General features: G+C 60.1%; 22 protein-coding genes. 14 read left to right on the forward strand and 8 right to left on the reverse strand.

The genetic code is table 11. From position 1 onward, the window contains the following. Nucleotides 1-119 precede the first annotated feature (119 nt). From hemH to dnaJ, 6 genes are all read left to right on the forward strand, one after another. Nucleotides 120-1,208: a ferrochelatase gene (gene hemH, locus GOQ28_RS00925; protein ID WP_160355053.1), complete on the forward strand. Its 1,089-nt coding sequence runs from the start codon at nt 120-122 to the stop codon at nt 1,206-1,208. A gap of 78 nt (nt 1,209-1,286) precedes the next feature. After that, entirely contained in the window at nt 1,287-1,535 is a 249-nt protein-coding gene (locus GOQ28_RS00930) for a hypothetical protein (RefSeq protein WP_160351976.1), read from the forward strand. An 88-nt stretch (nt 1,536-1,623) separates the two neighbouring features. Continuing rightward, nucleotides 1,624-2,175, forward strand: coding sequence for a nucleotide exchange factor GrpE (gene grpE, locus GOQ28_RS00935; RefSeq protein ID WP_160351977.1), 552 nt, complete (start codon nt 1,624-1,626; stop codon nt 2,173-2,175). 10 nt (nt 2,176-2,185) lie between these two features. Continuing rightward, entirely contained in the window at nt 2,186-2,578 is a 393-nt protein-coding gene (locus tag GOQ28_RS00940) for a thioredoxin family protein (RefSeq protein WP_160355054.1), read from the forward strand. Nucleotides 2,579-2,691: 113 nt separating this feature from the next. After that, nucleotides 2,692-4,614 (forward strand): molecular chaperone DnaK, encoded by a 1,923-nt coding sequence (gene dnaK, locus GOQ28_RS00945; RefSeq protein WP_160351979.1) that lies wholly within the window; start codon nt 2,692-2,694, stop codon nt 4,612-4,614. A gap of 119 nt (nt 4,615-4,733) precedes the next feature. Then, nucleotides 4,734-5,861, forward strand: a complete 1,128-nt coding sequence (dnaJ, locus tag GOQ28_RS00950) for a molecular chaperone DnaJ (protein ID WP_160351980.1) — start codon at nt 4,734-4,736, stop codon at nt 5,859-5,861. A 93-nt stretch (nt 5,862-5,954) separates the two neighbouring features. Here the strand turns inward: dnaJ and GOQ28_RS00955 are convergent, their stop codons facing one another. Then, nucleotides 5,955-6,281, reverse strand: a complete 327-nt coding sequence (locus tag GOQ28_RS00955) for a DUF4148 domain-containing protein (protein ID WP_160355055.1) — start codon at nt 6,279-6,281, stop codon at nt 5,955-5,957. A 305-nt stretch (nt 6,282-6,586) separates the two neighbouring features. Further along, nucleotides 6,587-9,343, reverse strand: coding sequence for a M16 family metallopeptidase (locus GOQ28_RS00960; protein WP_160355056.1), 2,757 nt, complete (start codon nt 9,341-9,343; stop codon nt 6,587-6,589). A 102-nt stretch (nt 9,344-9,445) separates the two neighbouring features. Here GOQ28_RS00960 and GOQ28_RS00965 point away from each other — a divergent pair, with 102 nt between their 5' ends. Beyond that, on the forward strand, nt 9,446-10,003 hold the full coding sequence (locus GOQ28_RS00965; RefSeq protein WP_160355057.1) for a GNAT family N-acetyltransferase: 558 nt from the start codon (nt 9,446-9,448) through the stop codon (nt 10,001-10,003). Between the two features lie 31 nt (nt 10,004-10,034). Here GOQ28_RS00965 and GOQ28_RS00970 read toward each other — a convergent pair whose 3' ends face one another. Together GOQ28_RS00970 and GOQ28_RS00975 are read right to left on the reverse strand one after the other, a co-directional pair. Next, the gene (locus GOQ28_RS00970) at nt 10,035-11,207 is read right to left on the reverse strand and encodes a vWA domain-containing protein (protein ID WP_160355058.1); all 1,173 of its coding nucleotides are present in this window, start codon (nt 11,205-11,207) and stop codon (nt 10,035-10,037) included. Between the two features lies 1 nt (nt 11,208). Beyond that, nucleotides 11,209-12,075, reverse strand: a complete 867-nt coding sequence (locus GOQ28_RS00975; protein ID WP_160355059.1) for an AAA family ATPase — start codon at nt 12,073-12,075, stop codon at nt 11,209-11,211. A 141-nt stretch (nt 12,076-12,216) separates the two neighbouring features. Here GOQ28_RS00975 and GOQ28_RS00980 point away from each other — a divergent pair, with 141 nt between their 5' ends. Both GOQ28_RS00980 and GOQ28_RS00985 read left to right on the forward strand, forming a co-directional pair. Continuing rightward, nucleotides 12,217-12,558 (forward strand): c-type cytochrome, encoded by a 342-nt coding sequence (locus GOQ28_RS00980; protein ID WP_160355060.1) that lies wholly within the window; start codon nt 12,217-12,219, stop codon nt 12,556-12,558. A gap of 13 nt (nt 12,559-12,571) precedes the next feature. Beyond that, nucleotides 12,572-12,934: a c-type cytochrome gene (locus GOQ28_RS00985; RefSeq protein ID WP_160355061.1), complete on the forward strand. Its 363-nt coding sequence runs from the start codon at nt 12,572-12,574 to the stop codon at nt 12,932-12,934. Between the two features lie 116 nt (nt 12,935-13,050). Here the strand turns inward: GOQ28_RS00985 and GOQ28_RS00990 are convergent, their stop codons facing one another. Then, nucleotides 13,051-13,476, reverse strand: coding sequence for a DUF1841 family protein (locus GOQ28_RS00990; RefSeq protein ID WP_160355062.1), 426 nt, complete (start codon nt 13,474-13,476; stop codon nt 13,051-13,053). A gap of 249 nt (nt 13,477-13,725) precedes the next feature. Here GOQ28_RS00990 and icd point away from each other — a divergent pair, with 249 nt between their 5' ends. The 4 genes from icd to GOQ28_RS01010 all read left to right on the forward strand — a co-directional run bounded on the left by icd (nt 13,726) and on the right by GOQ28_RS01010 (nt 19,230). Further along, the gene (gene icd, locus GOQ28_RS00995; protein WP_160351989.1) at nt 13,726-14,982 is read left to right on the forward strand and encodes an NADP-dependent isocitrate dehydrogenase; all 1,257 of its coding nucleotides are present in this window, start codon (nt 13,726-13,728) and stop codon (nt 14,980-14,982) included. Nucleotides 14,983-15,342: 360 nt separating this feature from the next. Further along, complete coding sequence (locus tag GOQ28_RS01000) at nt 15,343-16,482, forward strand: porin (protein ID WP_160351990.1); 1,140 nt, start codon at nt 15,343-15,345, stop codon at nt 16,480-16,482. A gap of 394 nt (nt 16,483-16,876) precedes the next feature. Beyond that, on the forward strand, nt 16,877-17,155 hold the full coding sequence (locus GOQ28_RS01005; RefSeq protein WP_160351991.1) for a DUF4212 domain-containing protein: 279 nt from the start codon (nt 16,877-16,879) through the stop codon (nt 17,153-17,155). Continuing rightward, nucleotides 17,155-19,230: a VC_2705 family sodium/solute symporter gene (locus GOQ28_RS01010; protein WP_160355063.1), complete on the forward strand. Its 2,076-nt coding sequence runs from the start codon at nt 17,155-17,157 to the stop codon at nt 19,228-19,230. The genes GOQ28_RS01005 and GOQ28_RS01010 overlap by 1 nt, the downstream gene beginning before the upstream one ends. Nucleotides 19,231-19,282: 52 nt before the next feature. Here the strand turns inward: GOQ28_RS01010 and GOQ28_RS01015 are convergent, their stop codons facing one another. Genes GOQ28_RS01015 through trxB form a run of 3 tightly spaced genes read right to left on the reverse strand, consistent with a single transcriptional unit; the run spans nt 19,283 to nt 21,253 of the window. Next, complete coding sequence (locus tag GOQ28_RS01015) at nt 19,283-19,612, reverse strand: DMT family transporter (RefSeq protein ID WP_160351993.1); 330 nt, start codon at nt 19,610-19,612, stop codon at nt 19,283-19,285. Further along, nucleotides 19,609-20,307 (reverse strand): Smr/MutS family protein, encoded by a 699-nt coding sequence (locus GOQ28_RS01020; RefSeq protein ID WP_160355064.1) that lies wholly within the window; start codon nt 20,305-20,307, stop codon nt 19,609-19,611. The genes GOQ28_RS01015 and GOQ28_RS01020 overlap by 4 nt, the downstream gene beginning before the upstream one ends. Beyond that, entirely contained in the window at nt 20,297-21,253 is a 957-nt protein-coding gene (gene trxB / locus GOQ28_RS01025) for a thioredoxin-disulfide reductase (RefSeq protein WP_160351995.1), read from the reverse strand. Before trxB ends, GOQ28_RS01020 begins: the two co-directional genes overlap by 11 nt. Before the next feature lie 42 nt (nt 21,254-21,295). Between trxB and GOQ28_RS01030 the strand changes: the two genes are divergently transcribed. Continuing rightward, nucleotides 21,296-22,008: DNA translocase FtsK 4TM domain-containing protein (locus GOQ28_RS01030; protein ID WP_202109580.1), on the forward strand; the 713-nt coding region annotated here is incomplete at its 3' end.

Below are 22,008 nucleotides of genomic sequence, written 5' to 3' on the forward strand. Positions count from 1 at the left end.
GCGCAGCATATTTTCCCTGCGCGTGTGGTGTCGCGGGCCATGCCACGCGCCACCTTGTCCGCGTCTGGCTGTCGCGATTCACATCGCGTCGAGCTCAACGTTTTCTTTAGGGGGTCTTCGTGTTTTTGCGCCTGTTTAAGTATCTATGGCCCGAACGCTACCTGCCTGAACCCGCTGTGGCGGATCCTTTTGACGAAAACCCCGCTATCCGCGCCCCTGGCCCGGTAGGCGTGCTGCTGGTAAACCTGGGCACGCCGTCCACGACCACGCCACGGGACATCCGCAAGTATTTGGCGGCGTTTCTGTCCGATCCGCGCGTGATCGAGATTCCCCGCTATCTGTGGTTGCCCATTTTGCATGGTCTGGTGCTGGCCCGCCGTCCGCGCCGTCTGCAGCCGCGCTATGAAAGCATTTGGATGGAAGGCGGATCGCCCCTCTTGGTCTATAGCCAGCGGCAGGCCGAAGGCGTGGCGCAAGCCTTGCAGGCACGAGGCAAGGACGTGCGTGTTCAACTTGCCATGCGCTATGGTGAACCTTCTATCGCGCAGGGCATCGCGGCGTTGCGCGAGCAGGGGTGCGATCGCATTTTGACCGTACCGTTATATCCTCAGTTTGCCGCCAGTACCACGGCCACGGTCTTCGACGCCGTCGCCAGCCACCTGGCCAAGCTGCGCGACCAGCCGGAAATGCGTTTCATCAAACGATTCCATTTGCATCCGGGGTATCTGGATGCACTGGCGCAGCAGATTTCCGTGTATTGGGCCGACAACGGCCGCCCGCAAAAACTGGTCATGAGCTTTCACGGCCTGCCTCGCTATTCGGTCGAGCTGGGCGATCCCTACTATCGGGATTGCTTGCAGACCGCGTCCGCGCTGCGGGACCGTCTGGATTTGACGGCCGAGCAAATCGAGGTCACCTTCCAAAGCCGTTTCGGCGCGGCGCGCTGGCTGGAGCCCTATACCGAGCCCACGCTCAAAACGCTGGCCGCGCAAGGCGTGACCGAAGTCGACGTCGTCTGCCCGGGCTTTGTCGCCGATTGCCTGGAAACGCTGGAGGAAATCAGCCAAGAATGCCGCGACGCGTTTCTGCAGGCAGGCGGCCGCCAGTTCCGCTATATCCCCGCGCTGAACGATCACCCTGCCTGGATCGGTGGGCTGACTGATCTGGTCGACAATCACTTACAAGGTTGGATACCCGCCGATCGCTAAGGCCCGTACACTGAAAAGGCGCACTCGGGTGGATGACCCGCCCCGGGCGCCGATACGGTTGCTTTTAGGAGATCGATAATGAAACCATCCAAAGAGTCCGGAAAAGAACCCAACTCCCAGCCCAAGGGGCCGGCCCAGACGGACGAGCGCGGGGAAGAGCAGCTCGATCAAGCCCTGGACGATACCTTTCCCGCCAGCGATCCCCCTGCAGCGGTGAACCCTGACTCGGATGCCGAGGAAGAAGCGCTCGAAGACGAGCTGGACGAGGCGCTGGACGATACGTTCCCGGCCAGCGATCCGCCTTCGACCACGCAGCCCGGCGGTTAAATAACGCGGTTTACGCCGGGCCTCTTGAAATCGGGGATTAGGCCCCCATTATTGGGGCCTACGTTACTGTTTTTTGGAGGATTCCCCCATGACGGCATCTCAAGAGCCTGTCGATCAAGCTCCCGAGTCCCAGGGTTCCGGCGAGCAAACCCCGGTCACGATTGAGTCGTTGCAAGCCGAGATCGCCGCATTGCGCGCCGAGCTGGAGGCCGCAGAAGCGACCGTGGCCAGCCAGAAAGATCAGTTGCTGCGTACGCACGCCGAAGCGGAAAACGTCCGCCGCCGCGCCCAAGAGGATGTGTCCAAGGCCCGTAAATTCGGCATCGAGTCCTTCGCCGAGAGCCTGGTCCCCGTGCGCGACAGCCTCGAGGCCGCATTGGCCCAGGCCGACCAGACGCTCGACGACCTGCGCGCCGGTGTCGAAGTCACGCTCAAGCAGCTAACCAGCGCCTTCGAGCGCAACCTGCTCAAGGAAATCGCTCCGGCTCAGGGCGATAAATTCGACCCCCATCTGCATCAGGCCATTTCCTCGGTGCCGGCCGAGCAACCCGCCAACACAGTGGTGCAGTTGCTTCAAAAAGGCTATGCCATTGCCGACCGCACGCTGCGTCCGGCCCTGGTAACCGTCGCCGCCGGTTAAGGGCGCCGAGATGTCTGGCCCCATGAATTTCGACCCATCGCAGGTCTTTGACGTCTTCGGGATGCGACCCGTCAGCAGCGCCGATCTCGACGCGGCTGTCATCAACGCGCCGGGCGAGGACCTGCGTTGCGTGTTCTTATGGGGCCAGGACTGTTACAACTGCAATCTGTTCAAGCAGGCTTCCTTGTTGCATCAGCAGGCGCTGCTGGACCTGGGTTTAACGTGGTTCCAGGCCGACGTCTACGCGGACGAGGCCTTGGGGCTGCGCTTTGCGTTGCATGGGGTGCCGACCTTCGTGTTTTACCGTGGCGGCAAGCGTCTGGGACGCATCACCAGCTGGCCCGGGTTGCCGCAATTTGTTGGCGCCGTGACGCGTTTACAGGCCTCAGCCAACAATTCGTAGCAACGTGCGTTTTGGGGTCTTGAAAAACCTCACGAGCAACCCCAGTTAGGTTGGGACTGAGTTTTAACCCGAAAAATTTCCGTATTCAGAATTTCTAGCAAGGTATTCCAACCATGAGCAAAATCATCGGCATCGACTTGGGCACGACCAACAGCTGCGTGGCTGTCATGGACGGTGGCCAGGTCAAAATCATCGAAAACGCTGAAGGCGCCCGCACCACGCCCTCCATCGTCGCCTACATGGACGATGGTGAAACCCTGGTCGGCGCTCCCGCCAAACGCCAGGCGGTGACCAACCCGAAGAACACCCTGTACGCTGTCAAGCGCCTGATCGGCCGCAAGTTCGAAGAAAAAGCCGTTCAGAAAGACATCGACCTGATGCCCTACAGCATCGTCAAGGCCGATAACGGCGACGCCTGGGTCGAAGTGCGCGGCAAGAAAATGGCGCCTCCCCAAGTGTCGGCCGATGTGCTGCGCAAGATGAAGAAAACCGCCGAGGACTACCTGGGCGAAGAAGTCACCGAAGCCGTGATCACGGTGCCGGCTTACTTCAACGACAGCCAACGTCAGGCGACCAAGGACGCCGGCCGCATCGCCGGTCTGGAAGTCAAGCGCATCATCAACGAGCCGACCGCGGCCGCGCTGGCTTTCGGCCTGGACAAGACCGAAAAGGGTGATCGCAAGATCGCCGTGTATGACTTGGGTGGCGGTACGTTCGACGTGTCCATCATCGAAATCGCTGACGTGGACGGCGAAAAGCAGTTCGAAGTGCTCTCGACCAACGGCGACACCTTCCTCGGTGGCGAAGACTTCGACCAGCGCATCATTGACTACATCATCGGCGAATTCAAGAAAGAGCAAGGCACCGACCTGTCCAAGGACGTGCTGGCCCTGCAACGACTGAAAGAAGCCGCTGAAAAGGCCAAGATCGAGCTCTCGTCCAGCCAACAGACCGAAATCAACCTGCCGTACATCACGGCCGATGCATCCGGTCCGAAGCACTTGAACCTGAAGATCACGCGCGCCAAGCTCGAAGCCTTGGTCGAAGAACTGATCGACCGCACGATCGAGCCCTGCCGCGTCGCGATCAAGGACGCTGGCGTCAAGGTTTCCGATATTGACGACGTGATCCTGGTCGGCGGTATGACCCGTATGCCCAAGGTCCAAGAAAAGGTCAAGGAATTCTTCGGCAAGGATCCGCGCAAGGACGTGAACCCCGACGAAGCCGTGGCCGCTGGCGCCGCGATCCAGGGTTCCGTGCTGTCGGGCGACCGTAAGGACGTGCTGCTGCTGGACGTCACCCCGTTGTCGCTGGGTATCGAGACCCTGGGCGGCGTGATGACCAAGATGATCCAGAAGAACACCACGATCCCGACACGTTTCTCGCAAACGTTCTCGACCGCTGACGACAATCAGCCGGCCGTGACGATCAAGGTGTATCAGGGCGAGCGTGAAATCGCCGCGGGCAACAAGAGCCTGGGTGAGTTCAATCTTGAAGGTATCCCGCCCGCGCCGCGCGGCGTGCCGCAAATCGAAGTCACGTTCGACATCGACGCCAACGGCATTCTGCACGTGTCCGCCAAGGACAAGGGCACCGGCAAGGAAAACAAGATCACCATCAAGGCCAACTCTGGTTTGTCGGAAGACGAAATCCAGCGCATGGTCAAGGATGCCGAGGCAAACGCCGAGGAAGATCGTCGTATCGCCGAGCTGGCTCAGACTCGCAACCAGGCCGACGCGTTGGTGCACGCCACCCGCAAGTCGCTGACCGAGTATGGCGATAAGCTCGACGCCTCCGAGAAGGAAGCCATCGAGAACGCCATCAAGGAACTCGAGGAAGTGCTCAAGGACGGCGACAAGGCCGCGATCGACGCCAAGGTTGAAGCGCTGTCCACGGCCTCGCAAAAGCTGGGCGAGAAGATGTACGCCGACATGCAGGCCGCTCAGGCCGCACAGCAGGCGGGCGGCGAAGGCGCCAAGCCGGCTGATGACAACGTGGTCGATGCTGACTTTAAAGAAGTCAAGCGCGATCAATAAGTCTGGTCAAGACGGTCATCTATGACGTCAGAATGCGCCCGGTACCCGGATCGTCCGGTTACCGGGCGGATTCGTTCTGAATCATCCCAAGTTATCGCTCGTTCTCGAGCCTAGTTAATATGGCAAAACGCGACTATTACGAAGCGCTCGGCGTGGCGAAAAACGCTACGGACGAGGAGCTGAAAAAGGCCTACCGCAAGCTGGCCATGAAATACCATCCGGACCGCAATCCGGATAACAAAGACGCCGAAGAAAAGTTCAAGGAAATCAAGGAAGCCTACGAGGTCCTTGGTGACGAGCAGAAGCGTGCCGCGTACGACCGCTACGGTCATGCTGGCGTGGATCCCAATGCCGCTGGCATGGGTGGCGCGGGTATGGGCGGCGGGTTCGCCGACGCGTTTGGCGATATTTTTGGCGAGATTTTCGGTGCCGCTGGCGGCCGCCGCGGCGGTGGCCCTCAGGTCTATCGCGGTGCGGATCTCAAGTACTCGCTGGAAATCACGCTGGAGCAGGCCGCACAAGGCTTTGACACCGAAATCCGCGTGCCCAGCTGGGAAAACTGTGAAGTCTGCCACGGCAGCGGCGCCAAGCCTGGGACCACGCCCAAGACCTGCCATACCTGCGGCGGCTCCGGCGCGGTGCGTATGCAGCAAGGCTTTTTCAGCGTGCAGCAAACCTGCCCGACCTGCCACGGCAGCGGCAAAGAGATCACCGATCCTTGCACCGCCTGCGATGGCGTGGGCCGCAAGCGTCGCAACAAGACCCTGCAGGTCAAGATTCCCGCCGGGATCGACGACGGTATGCGCATCCGCTCCAGCGGCAATGGCGAGCCAGGTCTGAACGGTGGGCCTCCGGGGGATCTGTACGTCGAGATTCACATCAAGCAGCACAAGATCTTCCAGCGCGACGACGACGATCTGCATTGCGAGCTGACGATTCCGTTCACCACGGCAGCCTTGGGTGGCGAATTGCAGGTACCCACCTTGGGTGGCAAGGCGGAAATCACGATTCCCGAAGGCACTCAATCGGGCAAGACGTTCCGGCTGCGCGGCAAGGGTATTCGCGGGGTGCGTGCGAGCTATCCGGGCGATCTGTACTGCCACGTGGTGGTCGAGACGCCGGTGCGCTTGAACGACGAACAAAAAGCCATCTTGCGTCAATTTGAGGCGTCGTTAAACGACGGCGGCGAGCGCCACTCGCCGCAGAGCAAATCCTGGACGGACCGCGTCAAGGAGTTCTTTAGCTGATGCGCCTGCGTGTCGCTGTCATGCCCCGTCGAGGCGTGACAGCGATCGCGGGTACCCCGGATTGACCTCAGGCGAGGAATCCGGATACCCCCCTCACGGGTAATCCAGTTCCCCGAAATGGTATTCACCCCTGGCCTGGGCTTCGGCCAGCTCGGCCATGACTTGCGCCCGCGTTTTGTGCGGGCGTAGCGCCTGCTCCACCGGATATTCCTGTTCCCCATACGTCACCAACCCGGCCGCTTTGGCTTTGACCAGATCGGCGCGCACCTCCGCGCGCGTCGGCGCGTTGGGATCTACGTGTCCATATACCCCCTGGTAGGGAATGTTGTTGGGCTCGATATTCGGCGAGGGCTTTTTGGTTTCCTCGTCCGCGTCCTGCAGACGCTGGGGCACTGGGGGTGGAAAAGAGATGGGTAGCATGCCGGACCTCCGTGATGATGTGCCGGTGAAACAATGATGATAAGCACAGACGTGACCGTGCCCTGGTGCCATTTTTATGCCGATGTGATTGCGCAGGGAAGGGGCTTCCCCACCCATGAATCCTGATAAATCGGACATATCCCGGGCGCCTGACGCCATACGGTAGCGTGGAAATAAAAACGCCGGCCCCGGCGGCCGGCGTAGCAGGCGAGGCCGGACGGTCCGGCCCCATCGCTCTTTCGTCCAAATTGTCCGTCGCGTGGCGCGTCAGCCCATCAACGCGCTTTGCACGGACGCTCCGGACATCATTGCGCTTTATTCACCGAGAAATCCCCGGCCACCGCGGTACTGAACTGCGCCGGCTGCAGGTACTTACGCACGGCGGCATTGACCTGATCCGCTGTGAGCGCGGCGATTTTCTCGTCCATCGCAGCAGACCATTCGAACGTGCGCTTGCGGCTCATGTAGTCGATCCAGGTCGAGGCCAACACGCCGTCCTGCGCGCGTGACAGTTTGCGGTAGTTCAACAGGGCGGCAATTCCGTCGCGGACTTCTTGCTCGGTGAAGCCATCCTTGGTGGCGCGCGCCAGTTCTTCCTGGATGGCTTTTTCCAGGCGTTCGCGGTTCTGCGGCGCGTAGATGGCGTACATCGTCCAGCTGCCCGAGGGCTCGTACGCCGACACACTGAGGTTGCTGCGCACGTTATACGACAGCCCCTCCTGCTCGCGCACGCGATTCCACAGACGCGAAGTCTCCGACGTACCCAACAGGAAGTTCGCCAGATACAGTGCCGGGAAGTCGGCATCGGTGTCTTGCAGCTTCAACGGCATGCGCGAGATGAAAAACGCGTTAGCCTTGTCCGGCGTATCGATATCGAAATTCTCAGGCTTGATGTCGCGATAAGGATTATCCAGACGTTTGAACGCCGGTGCTTTCTGCCAGCCGTTCAGGCCTTTGGTCAGCGACTGCTTGACCGCGGCAGGGTCAAACTCGCCGACCGCGGCGAATTTAATCGCGCCCGCGCCATAAAAGCGTTTGTGAAACGCCACGAGTTCGTCACGCTTGATCGCCTCGGCCTCTTTGAGTTCCTCTTCGTAGGTCGGCACATAGCGTACATCGTCGACCGGCCACACATTGTCGTGGCGCGCCAGCGCGCGGCGAGCCAATGCGCTCGGCTCGTTCATCGCGCTACGAATCGAAGTTACGGCCTGACGCTGATATTCCTCGACCTCGGCCTCCGGGAAACTGGCATGACGCACCACGTCGAGCACCAGATCCACCAGGGCAGGCAAGTGTTCGCCAGCCGTGGACATGGACACCGTCAGCGTCGTGCCCGCGCCATTAAAGGACACATCCGCCTGCAGCGCGTCGAAGCGATCCTGGATCGCCTGACGCGTGAGCGTTGGCGTACCGCGTTCAAGCAGATCGGCCACGGTCGAGGCATTGACCCGCTGACCACGCAGGGTGGTGGCATCGCCGAACTGAATTAACAGCTCCGCCTGTACACGGCCACCGCGCGTCGCTTTGGGCAGCAGCGCCACTTCGACCGGGCCATTGGGCAGGTTCAGTGTTTCGCGCTGCGTGAGCTTGTCGATGTTGGCCGGCGACGGATCAAAAGCCTCGGCTTGCTTGAAATCCGGATCGCCCTTGTAATCCTTCAGTGCCGCGCTCAGATCCGGGCGCGTCAGTAGCGGCGCGCGGTCCGGTTTCTCGGTGGGAATATAACGACCTTCCGTACGATTGCTGGCCTTCAGATACTTGACGGCGACGTCCTGCACGTCCTCGAGCCTCGCATCGCGCACGCGGTCCCGGTGCAGGAAAAACAAGCGCCAATCGCCCGCGGCGATCGATTCCGACAACGCCACGCCCAAATTTTCCGGGTCGGAATAAAGCTGCTGCCATGCCGTCAGCCACTTGCTGCGGGCGCGATCCAGTTCGGCCTGCGTGAAAGGATGGTTCTTGATCGATTCCAGTGTGGTGGTGAGCGTCTGCAACGCCTCGTCTTGGTTCATGCCCGGCTGCAATTGCGCGCCGAACATGGCCAAGCCCGGGTCCTCTTGGTCCATGGCGAATCCAAATACGTCCGCGGCCAGCTTCTTGGGCACCAGCGCATGGTAGAGGCGGCCCGACGGCGTATCAGACAGAATCATGGTCGCCAGATCAAAAGGCGCATACTCGGGGCTGCCAGCGGCGGGGATGTGATACATGGCGGCCACCAAAGGCGTGCCGCCGGCACGGCGCAGCGTCACCGAGCGTTCCCCGTCTTGCACGGGCTCCACGGTGTACTCTGGCGGCAGCGCGCGGTCGGGCTTGGGCAGCTTGCCCAGCGTTTCGCTGATCGCTTCGAGTGTCGTCTGCGGATCGAAGCTGCCGCTGACGATCAGCACCGCGTTATCGGGCTGATAGTACTCGTGATAGAACTTGCGCAACTGCGCGATGTCGACGTTCTCGACGTCCGAGCGCGCGCCGATGGTGCTCTTGCCATAGTTATGCCACTGAAACGCGGCGGCCATCATTTTCTGCATCAAGACGCGAAATGGGCTGTTTTCACCGCTTTCCATCTCGTTGCGCACCACGGTCATCTCGGAATCGAGGTCTTCGCGGGAAATGGTCGAGTTCACCATCGCATCGGCCTGCCAGCCCAGATACCATTTCAAGGTCTCCGGGTCGGCGGCGAAGCTGGCGAAATAATTGGTGCGGTCACCCGAGGTGGAACCGTTGGCTTGCAAGCCGCGCTTGGAGAACTCTCCCAAGGCATTACGTGTCGTGGGCGTGCCCTTGAACAGCATGTGTTCAAGCAAATGCGCCATGCCGGTCTCGCCGTAGTTCTCGTGGCGCGAGCCGACCAGATACGTCATATTGACGGTCGTGGTGGGCTTGGATGCGTCCGGGGCGAGCAAAACACGCAGGCCATTCGCTAATCGATATTCTGTGATGCCCTCTACCGAGGTGACCTCGGTCATTCCCGCAGGTAGCGTCGCGGCCCCGACGTGGAAGGCCAAAAACGAAGTGACTAGGAGCGCATGAAACCGGGCGCCCAGGCCAAAAAGCGATAATCGCATAGTAACCATCCATGTAACGAGCGAAAGTCGTTGGAGTGTATACGGTTCATTTGGTTCCGCCATCCCCCTGGTGCCACCCCTCGCGTCGCTATAATTTCCGCGATGAAATCAGACCCTACCCCAGTCGGCGTGACGGGCGCCGTGCCCGTGCAATGTACGCTGACCCGTCATGGTCCCGCGATCCTGGCGCTCTTTAATGACGCCATCCTGAACTCGACGGCGCTATACGACTACCAGCCGCGCACGCAAGCCTCGATGCAGACGTGGTTCGCCGCGAAAGCCGCCGGGAATTTCCCTGTACTAGGCTACGAGAACGCGGCCGGCGAGTTGATGGGCTTTGCCAGCTACGGCAGTTTCCGTGCGTATCCCGCCAATAAGTACACGGTGGAACATTCCGTGTATGTCGATCCCCGCTTTCGTGGGCAAGGGCTGGCCGAGGCCTTGATGCGTCGGATGATCGACCATGCGCGTGAGAGGCAGCTGCATGTGTTGGTGGGCGGGATTGACGCGACCAACACCGCCAGCATCCGTCTGCATGAAAAACTGGGCTTTGAGCATGCCGGCACGATTCGTCATGCGGGCTTCAAATTCGGACGATGGCTAGATCTGGCGTTTTATCAACTGATCCTGGATACGCCGTCAGATCCCGTGGATGGCTAAGCGGGCCCTGCATAGGCCCCGTCATAACGCATCATTTGGACAGCTGTCGCATCGCCTGCTCCAGGCCCGCCACGGTGACCGGATACATGCGATCCTGCATGATCTCGCGCACCAGCGAGATGGATTGGCGATATTGCCACGATGCCGTGGGTTCGGGATTCAGCCACGCGGCCTTGGGCCACGCGTCGAGCAGGCGACGCAGCCATACAGCGCCTGCCTCTTTGTTGTAGTGCTCCACCGATCCACCGGGATGCACGATCTCGTAGGGGCTCATCGTCGCATCGCCGACAATGATGAGGCGCCAGTCGGGGTTGTACTTGCGCAGCACATCCCAGGTATCAAAGCGCTCGCTTTGCCGCCGGCGATTGCTCTGCCATAGCGTTTCGTACGGGCAGTTATGGAAGTAGTACACCTCCATATTGCGGAATTCGCTGCGCGCGGCGGAAAACAGTTCCTCGACGCGCGCGATGTGATCGTCCATGCTGCCGCCGACATCCAACAGCATCAGCACCTTGACCGTGTTGTGTCGCTCGGGCACCAGACGCAGATCCAGATGCCCGGCGTTGCGCGCCGTGCTGGCGATGGTGTCATCCAGATCCAGCTCCAGATCCGCGCCCTCGCGCGCGAAACGGCGCAGGCGTCGCAGGGCGACCTTGAAGTTGCGCGTGCCCAGTTCGAGCCGGTCGTCGTAATCGCGAAATTGGCGTTCATCCCAGACCTTGACGGCCGTGCGATTGCCCGCCGATTGGCCGCCGACGCGGATGCCTTCCGGGTGATAGCCGCCATTGCCGAAGGGCGAGGTGCCGCCGGTGCCGATCCATTTACTGCCGCCAGCGTGACGCTCTTTCTGCTCTTCCAGGCGTTCCTTGAAGAGCTCCATCAGTTTGTCCCAGCCGTGTTTTTCGATGGCAGCCTTTTGTTCCGGCGTCAGGCTTTTTTCGAACTCCTTGATCAACCAGTCCAGCGGGATGTCTTTGCCTGCTGGCAGCTTTGCTTCGATGCCGCGATAGTAGGCGCCGAAAGCCGCGTCATAGCGGTCGAAGAGCGACTCGTCCTTCACCAGTGTGGTGCGCGCCAGATAATAGAAATCATCCAGCGTGGGCGCCATCACGCCTTGCTGCAGGGCTTCGAGCAGGGTCAGGTATTCCTTGACCGAGACGGGCAGCTGATGGGCGCGCAGGTGGTAGAAGAAGTCGATCAGCATATCAGCGTCGCGTGCCGCGCGTCATGGCTGCCAGCCGCTCCAGCAGCTGCAGATCCTGCTCGTTTTTCAACAGCGCGCCGGCCATCATGGGGATGGCGGTGGCCGCATGTGCATCGATTTCGGCAGCGCTTGCGCCTTCGGCCAAGAGCAGGCGCAGCCAGTCGAGGAACTCGGAGGTCGAGGGTTTCTTTTTCAGGCCGGGCGCTTCGCGCAGTGCAAAGAACGTATCCAGTGCCGCGCGCAGCACGTCCTGTTTGATATCCGGATAGTGCACGCCGACGATATCGCGCATCGTGTCGCGATCGGGGAATCGGATGTAATGGAAAAAGCAACGGCGCAGGAAGGCGTCGGGCAGATCTTTTTCGTTATTCGACGTGATGATCACCAGCGGACGATGGACCGCCGCGATTGTCTGCCGCGTTTCATACACATGGAACTCCATGCGATCCAATTCACGCAACAGATCGTTAGGAAACTCGATGTCGGCCTTGTCGATTTCGTCGATTAACAGCACTACCGGTTCGGGTGCCTCGAAGGCCTGCCAGAGCGTGCCTTTGACAATATAGTTGCCGATATCGCGGACTTTTTCGTCGCCTAATTGCGAGTCGCGCAGACGCGATACCGCATCGTATTCGTAGAGGCCCTGGTGAGCCTTGGTGGTCGATTTGATATGCCATTGCAGCAGGGGCCGGCCCAGTGCGCGGGCGACTTCTTCCGCCAGCATCGTCTTGCCGGTTCCGGGTTCCCCCTTGATCAACAGCGGGCGTTGCAACGTCAAGGCAGCGTTGACCGCCAGCTTGAGGTCATCGGTAGCGACGTAGCGGTCGGATCCTTCGAAGCGGGCGGCGGAACTCTGGGCAGCGGACATAGGCGATGAAAGGTGAGCGGGGCAATCCCGGTTTAGGTTTGGCTTCAGAACAAGTATCGTACAATCATTCGGCTTGTAGCTGGGTCCAGGCCCAGCCGCTCATCCCGAGCACAGTTTTCAGCCTTACAAAGAGCCAATTCAATGAAGTTGAAAACCTATCTGTCCTCGCTGGTTGTAGTGGTTTCCTGTGCGATCTCTGGTCATGTGGTCGCGGCTGATGCTGCGCCCACGGGCAATATCCAGAACGCCAAAGACAAAATCTCCATGTGCGTCGGGTGCCACGGCATCCCTGGCTACAAGGCGAGTTTTCCCGAGCTTTATCACGTGCCGATGATTGCTGGCCAGAACGCCAAGTACATCGAGGCCGCCCTCAACGAGTACAAAAAAGGCGCGCGCAGCCATCCCACCATGGATGCGATCGCGGGCAGCCTGAGCGACCAGGATATCGCTGATCTGGCCGCTTACTACTCCAATCTCAAATGACGAGGGGCCTTAGATGAAACGGACGGTGTATACCCTGGCGGGCTTGATCGTGGCAGCGACCGGCGGATTCGCCCAGGCACAGGACCTGGCGGCCGGTAAAGCGGTGTTCGATAAATTCAACTGCGCTTCGTGTCATGGCGCGGACGCGAAGACATCGGTGGACCCGGCGTACCCGGTACTGGCGGGGCAGCATGCGGATTATCTGATTCAGGCTTTAAAGGCCTACCGGCGTGGCGCCGCGGGCGCTCCCGCGACCGCGAACGTGCGCAAAAACCCCATCATGGGCGCTTTCGCCGTGCAGCTGTCGGATAAGGATATCGAGCAAGTGGCGCACTGGCTATCGGCGCAGCCCAGTGACCTGGGCGTGCGTAAATAGCCTGACGTGGATTGGCCTTCTGGCTGACGGCGAATCTCTGTGGCTGTCTGCCATGGCGACACGCCGTCTTCCATGCGCGACGCGCTTGGGCTGTCTGCCTGCAGCCGCCACCGCCTTTATCGGCTCGCGCGTTGGCGGATCAGATCGATATAGGCATCGCTATCGAGCGGCGTGCCCAGGCGTTGGGCTTCCCACACGACTTGCCCCAGGCACTCCATGATTTCATGGGCGGCCTGGTGCGCATCGCTGCGCGCGACCAGTTGCTGATAGGCCTGCCGGATACCACGCGGATGGTCGATGGATAACTGCTCCGCGATGGCCAGATGCATCGACAGATGCAGAAACGGATTGGTGCGCCCTTTCTCCACCGGATATTCGGCCGTCATCGCCTCGGGATCCTCGAGATCGCCGTGGTATTCGGGATGTTCGATCATCCAGTCCAACGCCATGGACTCCAAAGGCGTCAGGACCTCGGCGGCGCGGTGCTTGCGCCAGGCTTCGATAAAGAATTCGCGGACTTGGTCCCGAGAAGGGTTGAACATGGGGCAGTGCTTGCAAAAGGGAACCGCACCATTTTAGCGCTCCACCGCCGAGCGCCCGGCCTCGGGCCGGCGGGTGGCGCTAGAATTAGCGTCGATCCGCCGTCTGGCTCGGTTGCCATGTGGGTTCTGCGCCATGCGTTTCCTTGAATCGCGTCCTGGGAGAGGGGACATTCGGGAGCGGTACAGGCGCCATGAACCGCGCTTCGATCGAACCGGTAGGCAAAGCCATCCACTATCCGAGGAGCACTCATGTCCTACCAACATATTAAGGTCCCCGCTGAGGGACAGAAGATCACCATCCATGACGACGGGACGCTGAATGTCCCCGACCATCCTGTCATTCCTTATATTGAGGGTGATGGAACCGGCATCGACATCACCCCTGTGATGATCGATGTGGTCAACGCGGCCGTGAATAAAGCGTATGACGGCACACGCAAAATTCATTGGATGGAAGTGTATGCCGGTGAAAAAGCCACGAAGGTCTATGGCCCCGATGTGTGGCTGCCCGAGGAAACACTGGCCGTTGTCAAAGACTATGTCGTGTCCATCAAAGGACCGCTGACGGTGCCGCATAGCGGCGATATCCGCTCACTGAACGTGGCCTTGCGTCAGCAGCTCGATCTTTATGCCTGCGTGCGCCCGGTGCGCTATCACAAGGGCGTACCTTCGCCCGTGCGTGAACCGCAGAAGATCGATATGGTGATCTTCCGGGAAAATTCCGAGGACATTTACGCCGGCATCGAATATGCGGCCGATACCGACGAGGCGCGCGCGCTGATTCAGTTTCTGCAAGACAAGTTGGGCGTAAATCAAATTCGTTTTCCCGACACCTCGGCCATCGGCATCAAGCCCGTATCGCGCGAAGGCACTGAACGCCTGGTGCGTAAAGCGATTCAGTATGCGATCGATCATGACCGCTCCTCGGTCACGCTGGTCCATAAGGGCAACATCATGAAATTCACCGAAGGGGGATTCCGTGACTGGGGCTATGCACTGGCACAACGGGAATTCGGCGCACGGGTGATTGATGGTGGTCCGTGGTGCAAACTGAAGAACCCCAAGACGGGCCGCGAGATTACGATCAAGGATTCCTTCGCCGACGCTTTCTTGCAGCAGGTTTTGCTGCGTCCGGCCGAGTATGACGTGATTGCCACACTTAACTTGAATGGCGACTACATCTCGGATGCGCTGGGTGCGCAAGTGGGCGGCATTGGTATCGCTCCCGGCGGCAACCTGTCGGACTCGGTGGCGATGTTCGAGGCTACCCATGGCACGGCGCCGAAATACGCGGGCAAAGACTACGTCAACCCCGGTTCGTCGATCCTGGCGGCCGAAATGATGCTGCGTCATCTCGGCTGGGTAGAGGCCGCGGATTTGATCATTACGAGCATGGAAAAGACCATTGCCTCCGGGCACGTGACCTATGACTTCGCCCGTTTGCTTGAAGGGGCCACACAGGTGTCATGCTCGGGCTTTGGTCGTGTAATGCGCGAAAATATGTAGCCTAAATCGGGGTTAAGTGCGACAATATATCGCATTATTGCAAAATAAACCGGCTGTATCTGTCTCAAATATCGGCTAATACGCCGGCATCCTCCGGTATCTTGTCGCTTTCTTTTGGAATCTCGCCAGACGAACGAATGTTGTTTAATCGCAATGCTCGAGTAACTGGCGAATGTTATTTGTGAAACCAAAGATTTCGGTGTTGTTTTGGGTTGCACTCTGTAGAATCAGGTCGGTGTTGTTTTTTGTTACATCGTGTAGTGCCTAGTTTTAGGGCGCTGTCCGCCTTTCTCTAACGTATGGCTCTGGCGGTCTCCGTGGGTGGGGACTACGGCTTTCTCTACTGATCGGGATAAGGACATGAAACTAACAAAAACTCTGTTGGCTGGCGCTATCCTCGCTGGAATGAGCGGCACCGCGTTGGCAGAAACGCAAGTGACCTTGTACGGTTTGATCGATACGGGCCTGACCTACCAGCGTGGCAAGGTCGGCACGGACGACCAGAATCGCGGTGAGTACGGCGGCGATTATCATTCCCGATTCGGTATGACCGATGGTATCCAGAGCGGTTCGCGCTGGGGCCTGCGCGGCACCGAAGATCTGGGCGACGGCGTGCAAGCCGTTTTTGTCCTGGAAGGCGGGTTCAACTCTTCGAATGGTAGAAGAAAACAAGGCGACCGTCTGTTCGGTCGTCAAGCCACGGTTGGTCTGCAGAGCGACGCGTGGGGTCGTCTGGATTTGGGCCGTCAAACCAACATCGCGTCTAAGTATTTCGCGGACATCGATCCGTTCTCGCTGAGCTATTTGAATGCCTCGATGGGGTCGGCTTTCAGTGCCGCCAACACGGTTCGCTACGACAATATGGTCATGTATCAGACCCCGTCGTATAGCGGATTCCAGTTTGGCATCGGTTACTCGTTCAATGTGGACGACGTATCCCGCCCGGGCGGATTCAAGACCAACGACAATAGCCGTGGTGTCACCACCGGTCTGCGCTATAACAACGGCCCGCTGGCTGTGGTCGTGTCTTATGACCAGCAGTTCCTCAAGCCCAACCAGCCGCAACCGAAGCAGGCCATTATTGGCGCGGCGTATGACTTCGAAGTGGTCAAACTCTCGCTGGCCTACGGCTGGGGCAAGGACGGTGTGCTGTCGGGTCAAGAAGATTTTGGCTTTTACGGCGGCGGAGTTAACACCAACACCCCGGCGCGCGGTCAAGGTGACACCATTGACGCGTTCACCTGGAAAGGCTTGAAGATCAACTCGTACCTGGTCGGTGTTAGCGCTCCGGTCGGCGGCGCCAGCAACGTCTTCGCTTCGTGGCAACGTGCAGACCCCAACAAGGGGCTGGAAGCCATGGACATCTACAGCGTGGGTTACACCTACGACCTGTCCAAGCGCACCAACCTGTACACGTTCGCTTCGTATGCCGATGCTGCTGGTTTCGTAGACGGCAACAAGATGACGACCGTTGGTGTCGGCCTGCGTCATCGCTTCTGATATCGAGGTACGGGTCGCCCTCTTTCCGAGCGGAGTCGGGGCACCTTGTTCTTGGCCACCCACCCTGTGGGTGGCTTTTTTTTATGGCAAAATGCACCGAAATGGTGCGAATGCAGTGTTGTTTCGCGCTAACTTAGGGCATTCCCCTAGTGTCCTCGGCCCGTTCGTGGTGCACAATTGCTTTCATGCAGGTGAGGAGACAAATAGCCCAAAAAAGGGCGACCGGCGGCACCGGTATAAACAAACTAGCAGTACCCAAATAAAAGCAAAACGCACAACGGCTGGCACCAGGAGGTGCCGGCCGTTGTCGCATAAGGCTCACCTTGTCCATTTGCCCATCATGCCCACCGTGCGCATGCTGCGTTAGAAAACTTGACTTAGCGGTCCACTTTCCATGCCGCAAATCGACGATCCTCCCCCACATGCACTGCGCAGATATTGGCGGCGCAATCTCATGCTTATTGGGGTGTTGCTCGGCATCTGGCTGCTGCTTACCTTCGTCCCCGCCTACTTTGCCCGCGAGCTGACATTCGATTTCATCGGCTGGCCCTTCGCGTTCTGGATGGCCGCCTACGGCGCGCCGCTTTGCTATCTGGTTCTCGTCGTGCTTTACGCACGCTTCATGAACAAGGCGGACGCACGGTTGGCGGACGAGGAAAAGCGGAGCGATTAATGCCGTTTACCGGAGACAGTCCGCGTGAGTTCGACAAGCGGTTGCGGCGCATCTATGTGCTTTACACGGCGGGCTTTGCCCTGCTTATCGTGTTGTTGGCGCTGGCCGAGCTCGCCGGCTTGCCACGCAATTGGATCGGATACGCGTTCCTGCTGGTGACCGTCAGCCTTTATGCGGGTATCGGTATTGTCTGTCGCACCTCCGATCAGGTTGAATACTACGTGGCGGGACGCCGGGTACCTGCCGTCTATAACGGCATGGCCACCGCGGCGGACTGGATGTCGGTGGCCTCGTTTATTGGCGTGGCGGGCACGCTTTATCTGACGGGGTATGGCGGCCTGGCCTACATCATGGGCTGGACGGGCGGCTATGTACTTGTGGCGCTCTTGCTGGCGCCGTACCTGCGCAAGTTCGGCCAGTACACGTTGCCGGACTTCATGGGGGCGCGTTATGGCGGCAATCTCGCGCGATTGGCCGGTGTAGCCTGCGCGGTGCTGTGCTCATTCACCTATCTGGTAGCGCAGATCTATGGCGTGGGCATCATCACCACGCGCATGACCGGTATTTCGTTCGAGCTGGGCATTTTCGTGGCCTTGGGCGGCATGCTGGTGTGTTCGTTCCTGGGCGGTATGCGCGCGGTGACGTGGACTCAGGTGGGGCAGTACATCATCCTGGTGGTGGCGTATCTGGTGCCCGTCATCTGGTTGTCGATGAAACATACCGATCTGCCCTTGCCGCAGCTGGCTGGCGGCACTGTCTTGCAGGAAATTACCGAGCGGGAAACCCAGTTGGGCAAGGACGTGTCCGAACTGCAAGTACGCCAGCTATGGAAGGCGCGCGCCGATGAAATGACCCAGCGCCTGGAGGCGCTGCCCGAATCCTGGTCTCAGGAAAAGGACCGGCTGCGCCAACGGTTGGCGGAATTGACGGCGATAGGGGCGTCCATGGTGGATGTCCGTACGGTCGAACGCGAACTGGAGACATATCCCGAAAGTGTAGAGGCCGCGCGAGCGGCATGGTCCCAGGCGCGCGCCACCTTTGAAGCGCGCGGCGCGCGGCCGGTGCCCCACGCCGAACCGTTCCCTGCCGCCGATCCCCAGGAACGTCAGCAGATGCGGCTGAACTTTTTATCGCTGGTGCTGTGTTTGATGCTGGGCACGGCCGGCATGCCGCATATTCTGATGCGGTCGTACACGACGCGTTCGGTGATCGAAGCGCGGCGTTCGGTCTGCTGGTCCTTGTTATTTATTCTGCTCTTATATTTCATGGCGCCCGCGCTGGCGCTGCTCGTTAAATACGAGGTCTACACACAGGTCGTGGGAAGCGATTTCGCGCACCTGCCCAGCTGGGTGCACGCGTGGAGCGCGGTGGACGTCAATCTGCTGGATCTGGTTGACGTTAATCGCGATGGCAAGGTGCAGTTAGGTGAAATCAGCATGGGCGCTGACGTGGTGGTGCTGGCCATGCCGGAGATCGGCGGCTTGCCCTATGTGATTTCGGGGTTGGTGGCCGCGGGCGGGCTGGCCGCGGCGCTTTCGACTGCGGACGGGTTACTGCTGACTTTGTCGAACTCTCTGTCGCACGACATGTGGTATCGGGTCGTGTCCCCGCGCATGTCGGCGGCGCGGCGGGTGATGGTGTCCAAGATCCTGCTGCTGGCGGTCGCCTTTGCCGCGGCCTGGGTCGCGGCGCGCAAGCCGGCGGATATTCTCTTCATGGTGTCCGCCGCGTTTTCTTTCGCAGCCTCATCGTTTTTCCCCGCGCTTGTCATGGGCATATTTTGGCGGCGTGCGAACAAATGGGGTGCTGTCTTCGGTATGGGCGTAGGCCTGGCGGTGACGTTTACCTATATGGCGCACACGCATCCGTGGCTGCGCGAATGGGTGTTCGGCATCGATCGCGCGCAGCCGGTGGAGCTGTGGTGGGGCATACAGCCTATTGCAGCGGGCGTGTTTGGCGCGCCTGCGGCGTTTCTGACGATGATCGTGGTGTCGCTGCTAACGCCGCCGCCCGATCGCGCCACGAATCAGCTAGTGCATTATTTGCGGGAACCCGATGGCAAATCCGAGGCCTAGGCATGATCGGGCAGGGCTGGCCGGATGCGCCGGCTGAACGACTTAAAGCGACTTAATGGCCAACCGATTTCGAAAAGACATTCATCACCACAACCCCCGCGATGATGAGCCCAATGCCGATTATGGCGGGCAGATCCAGGTGCTGGTCAAACAGCAGGGCGCCGATTAACGAGATCAGCACGATGCCCACGCCCGACCAGATGGCATAGGCAACGCCCACCGGGATATACCGTAGCGTCATCGACAGAAAATAGAACGACACCGCATAGCCCGCCACGGTCAGGGCCGAGGGCGCGAGTCGGGTAAAGCCTTGCGAGCCTTTGAGCGCACTGGTGGCGATGATCTCGGCCACGATGGCAATACCCAGGTATATCCATTTCATGCGCGTCGTGTCCCGGTTTGTCGCAATAGCACCAGCAACGCGCCCGCGCCGCCTTCTCGTTCAGAGGCCTCAGAAAACGCCATGACGTCGGCTTTCTGAACCAGCCATGTGCGCACTTTGTCTTTGAGGACGGGCTCCAGCCCCTGGGAACCATAGCCTTTGCCGTGGACAATGCGTACACAGCGGATGCCATGTTCGAGGCATTCGTCGAGGAACGACACCACGGCGTGGCGAGCTTGTTCGACGCGCAGTCCGTGCAAGTCTAATTCGGCTCCGGCGGGCCATTGCCCCCGGCGCAGATTCCGCGCCGTGTCGGGAGCCGCATCGGCCCGCACGAACGCGGTGCCGCCCTCGGAGAGTAAGTGCGCGACGTCCGCGCCGTCGGATAAGCCGGCATCGGCACGGGAGAGAGTTTCTCCCATCGCCGCCGCGCGCCGCATTGCGACGGACTCATCTATCGGTTTGCGCACGACGGTTCCGGCCGAGAGGGTCTTCGCCGTGTCCGGCCTGACCTCACGGCGTCCGGTGGGTTTTAGTGGCGTGACCGATTGCGTGGCTTTGCGAAACGCGTCGGGGTCCACATCGGCGGCTCGCGCGGCGGCCTCGCGGGCCGCGCGCTCGGCCTCGGCGCGCGAGCGCTGCAACGTCTGCTGCAGCCGTTTCAGGTCGGCCAGGCCGCCTTTGTTATTGCGCATTCTCCAGCCACCGTTGTGCGTCCAGAGCGGCCATGCAGCCCGTGCCGGCGCTGGTGATGGCTTGACGATAGACATGATCCTGCACATCGCCTGCGGCGAATACGCCTGGCACCGAGGTCATGGTGGCCATGCCCGACAGGCCGCTCTTGGTGACGATGTAGCCGTCCTTCATTTCGAGCTGACCTTCGAAAATGCCGGTATTCGGTTGGTGACCGATGGCGATGAAAGCGCCCATGACGGCCAAATCCTCGGTCTCACCAGTCTCGGTATGACGGATACGCACGCCCGTCACGCCGCTATCGTCGCCCAAGACTTCGTCCAACGTGTGAAAGAGCTTGAGTTCCATATTGCCGTTGGCGACTTTTTCCATCATCTTGTCGATCAGGATCGGCTCGGCGCGGAACTTGTCGCGGCGATGAATGACGGTGACCTTGCGGCAGATATTGGAGAGATACAGGGCTTCTTCGACAGCGGTATTGCCGCCGCCGACGACGACGACATCCTTATTGCGATAGAAGAACCCGTCGCACGTCGCGCAGCCCGACACGCCGCGGCCCATGAAGGCCTCTTCGGACGGCAGGCCCAGGTACTTGGCCGATGCGCCCGTGGCGATGATCAGCGCGTCACACGTGTAAATATTGCCCGTGTCGCCCGTCAGGGTGAATGGGCGCTTGGACAGGTCGACTTTGGCGATATGGTCGAACAACATCTCGGTATTGAAACGCTCGGCATGCTGCTGAAAGCGCTGCATGAGCTCCGGCCCTTGCACGCCGGCGAAGTCGGCCGGCCAGTTGTCGACGTCAGTGGTCGTCATCAATTGCCCACCCTGCGCCAGGCCCGTCACGAGCACCGGCGACAGATTGGCCCGGGCGGCGTAGACCGCGGCCGTGTAACCGGCGGGGCCGGATCCAAGTATCAAAACTTTAGCGTGTTTAGAGGTGGACATAGGTCAGTATCTTTAGAGTGATGCCCAATTATAATGAGCCGCATGCCGCGTATTTCAACTGCCTCCCCCCGCGCTTCGCGCAACACCCGTAACGGCCCGTCTCCGCTGCAAACGCGTATCTCCGGCTTGCTCCGTGAGGCGCGCTGGATTTTGTTTGCCGCGTTGGCTGCCTGGCTCACACTGGTGCTCGCCACGTGGTCGCCCTCTGATCCTGGGTGGTCGCATTCTGTCACCAATGAGGCGATCCATAACCGCGGCGGGATGTTTGGCGCCTATCTATCGGACATCCTGCTCTACCTGTTCGGCTTTTCTGCCTGGTGGTGGGTCGTGCTCCTCTTACAGCGCGTCCGTGCCGGTTATCGACGGCTGGCCAGCCATTTGCGGGCCAGTACCAACAAGCCCGACGAGGTTTTGCCACGCGTGCGTTGGGAAGAAGGGATTGGATTCTTCCTCGTGCTGATTGGTTCCCTCGGGATCGAGGCGCTGCGGCTTTATAGCTGGGGCATGCATCTGCCGGGAGGCACCGATGGCGCCAGTGGCGCGGGCGGTGTGATCGGGCAAATGCTGGCGACGAACCTCTCGCAGGCCGTTGGGTTTACCGGGGCGACACTGGCGCTGTTGGTGATGCTCGCGATTGGCCTGAGCCTCTTTTTCTCGTTTTCCTGGCTGCATGTGGCCGAGCGGGTGGGCATCTGGGTCGAGGGGGTGGGCCGTCGTATTCGCGATACTTACAGCGCGCGCCAGGACCGCAAGGT

The sequence above is a fragment of the Bordetella sp. 02P26C-1 genome (genome assembly GCF_009763255.1).
Taxonomy (GTDB): Bacteria; Pseudomonadota; Gammaproteobacteria; order Burkholderiales; family Burkholderiaceae_B; genus Bordetella_A.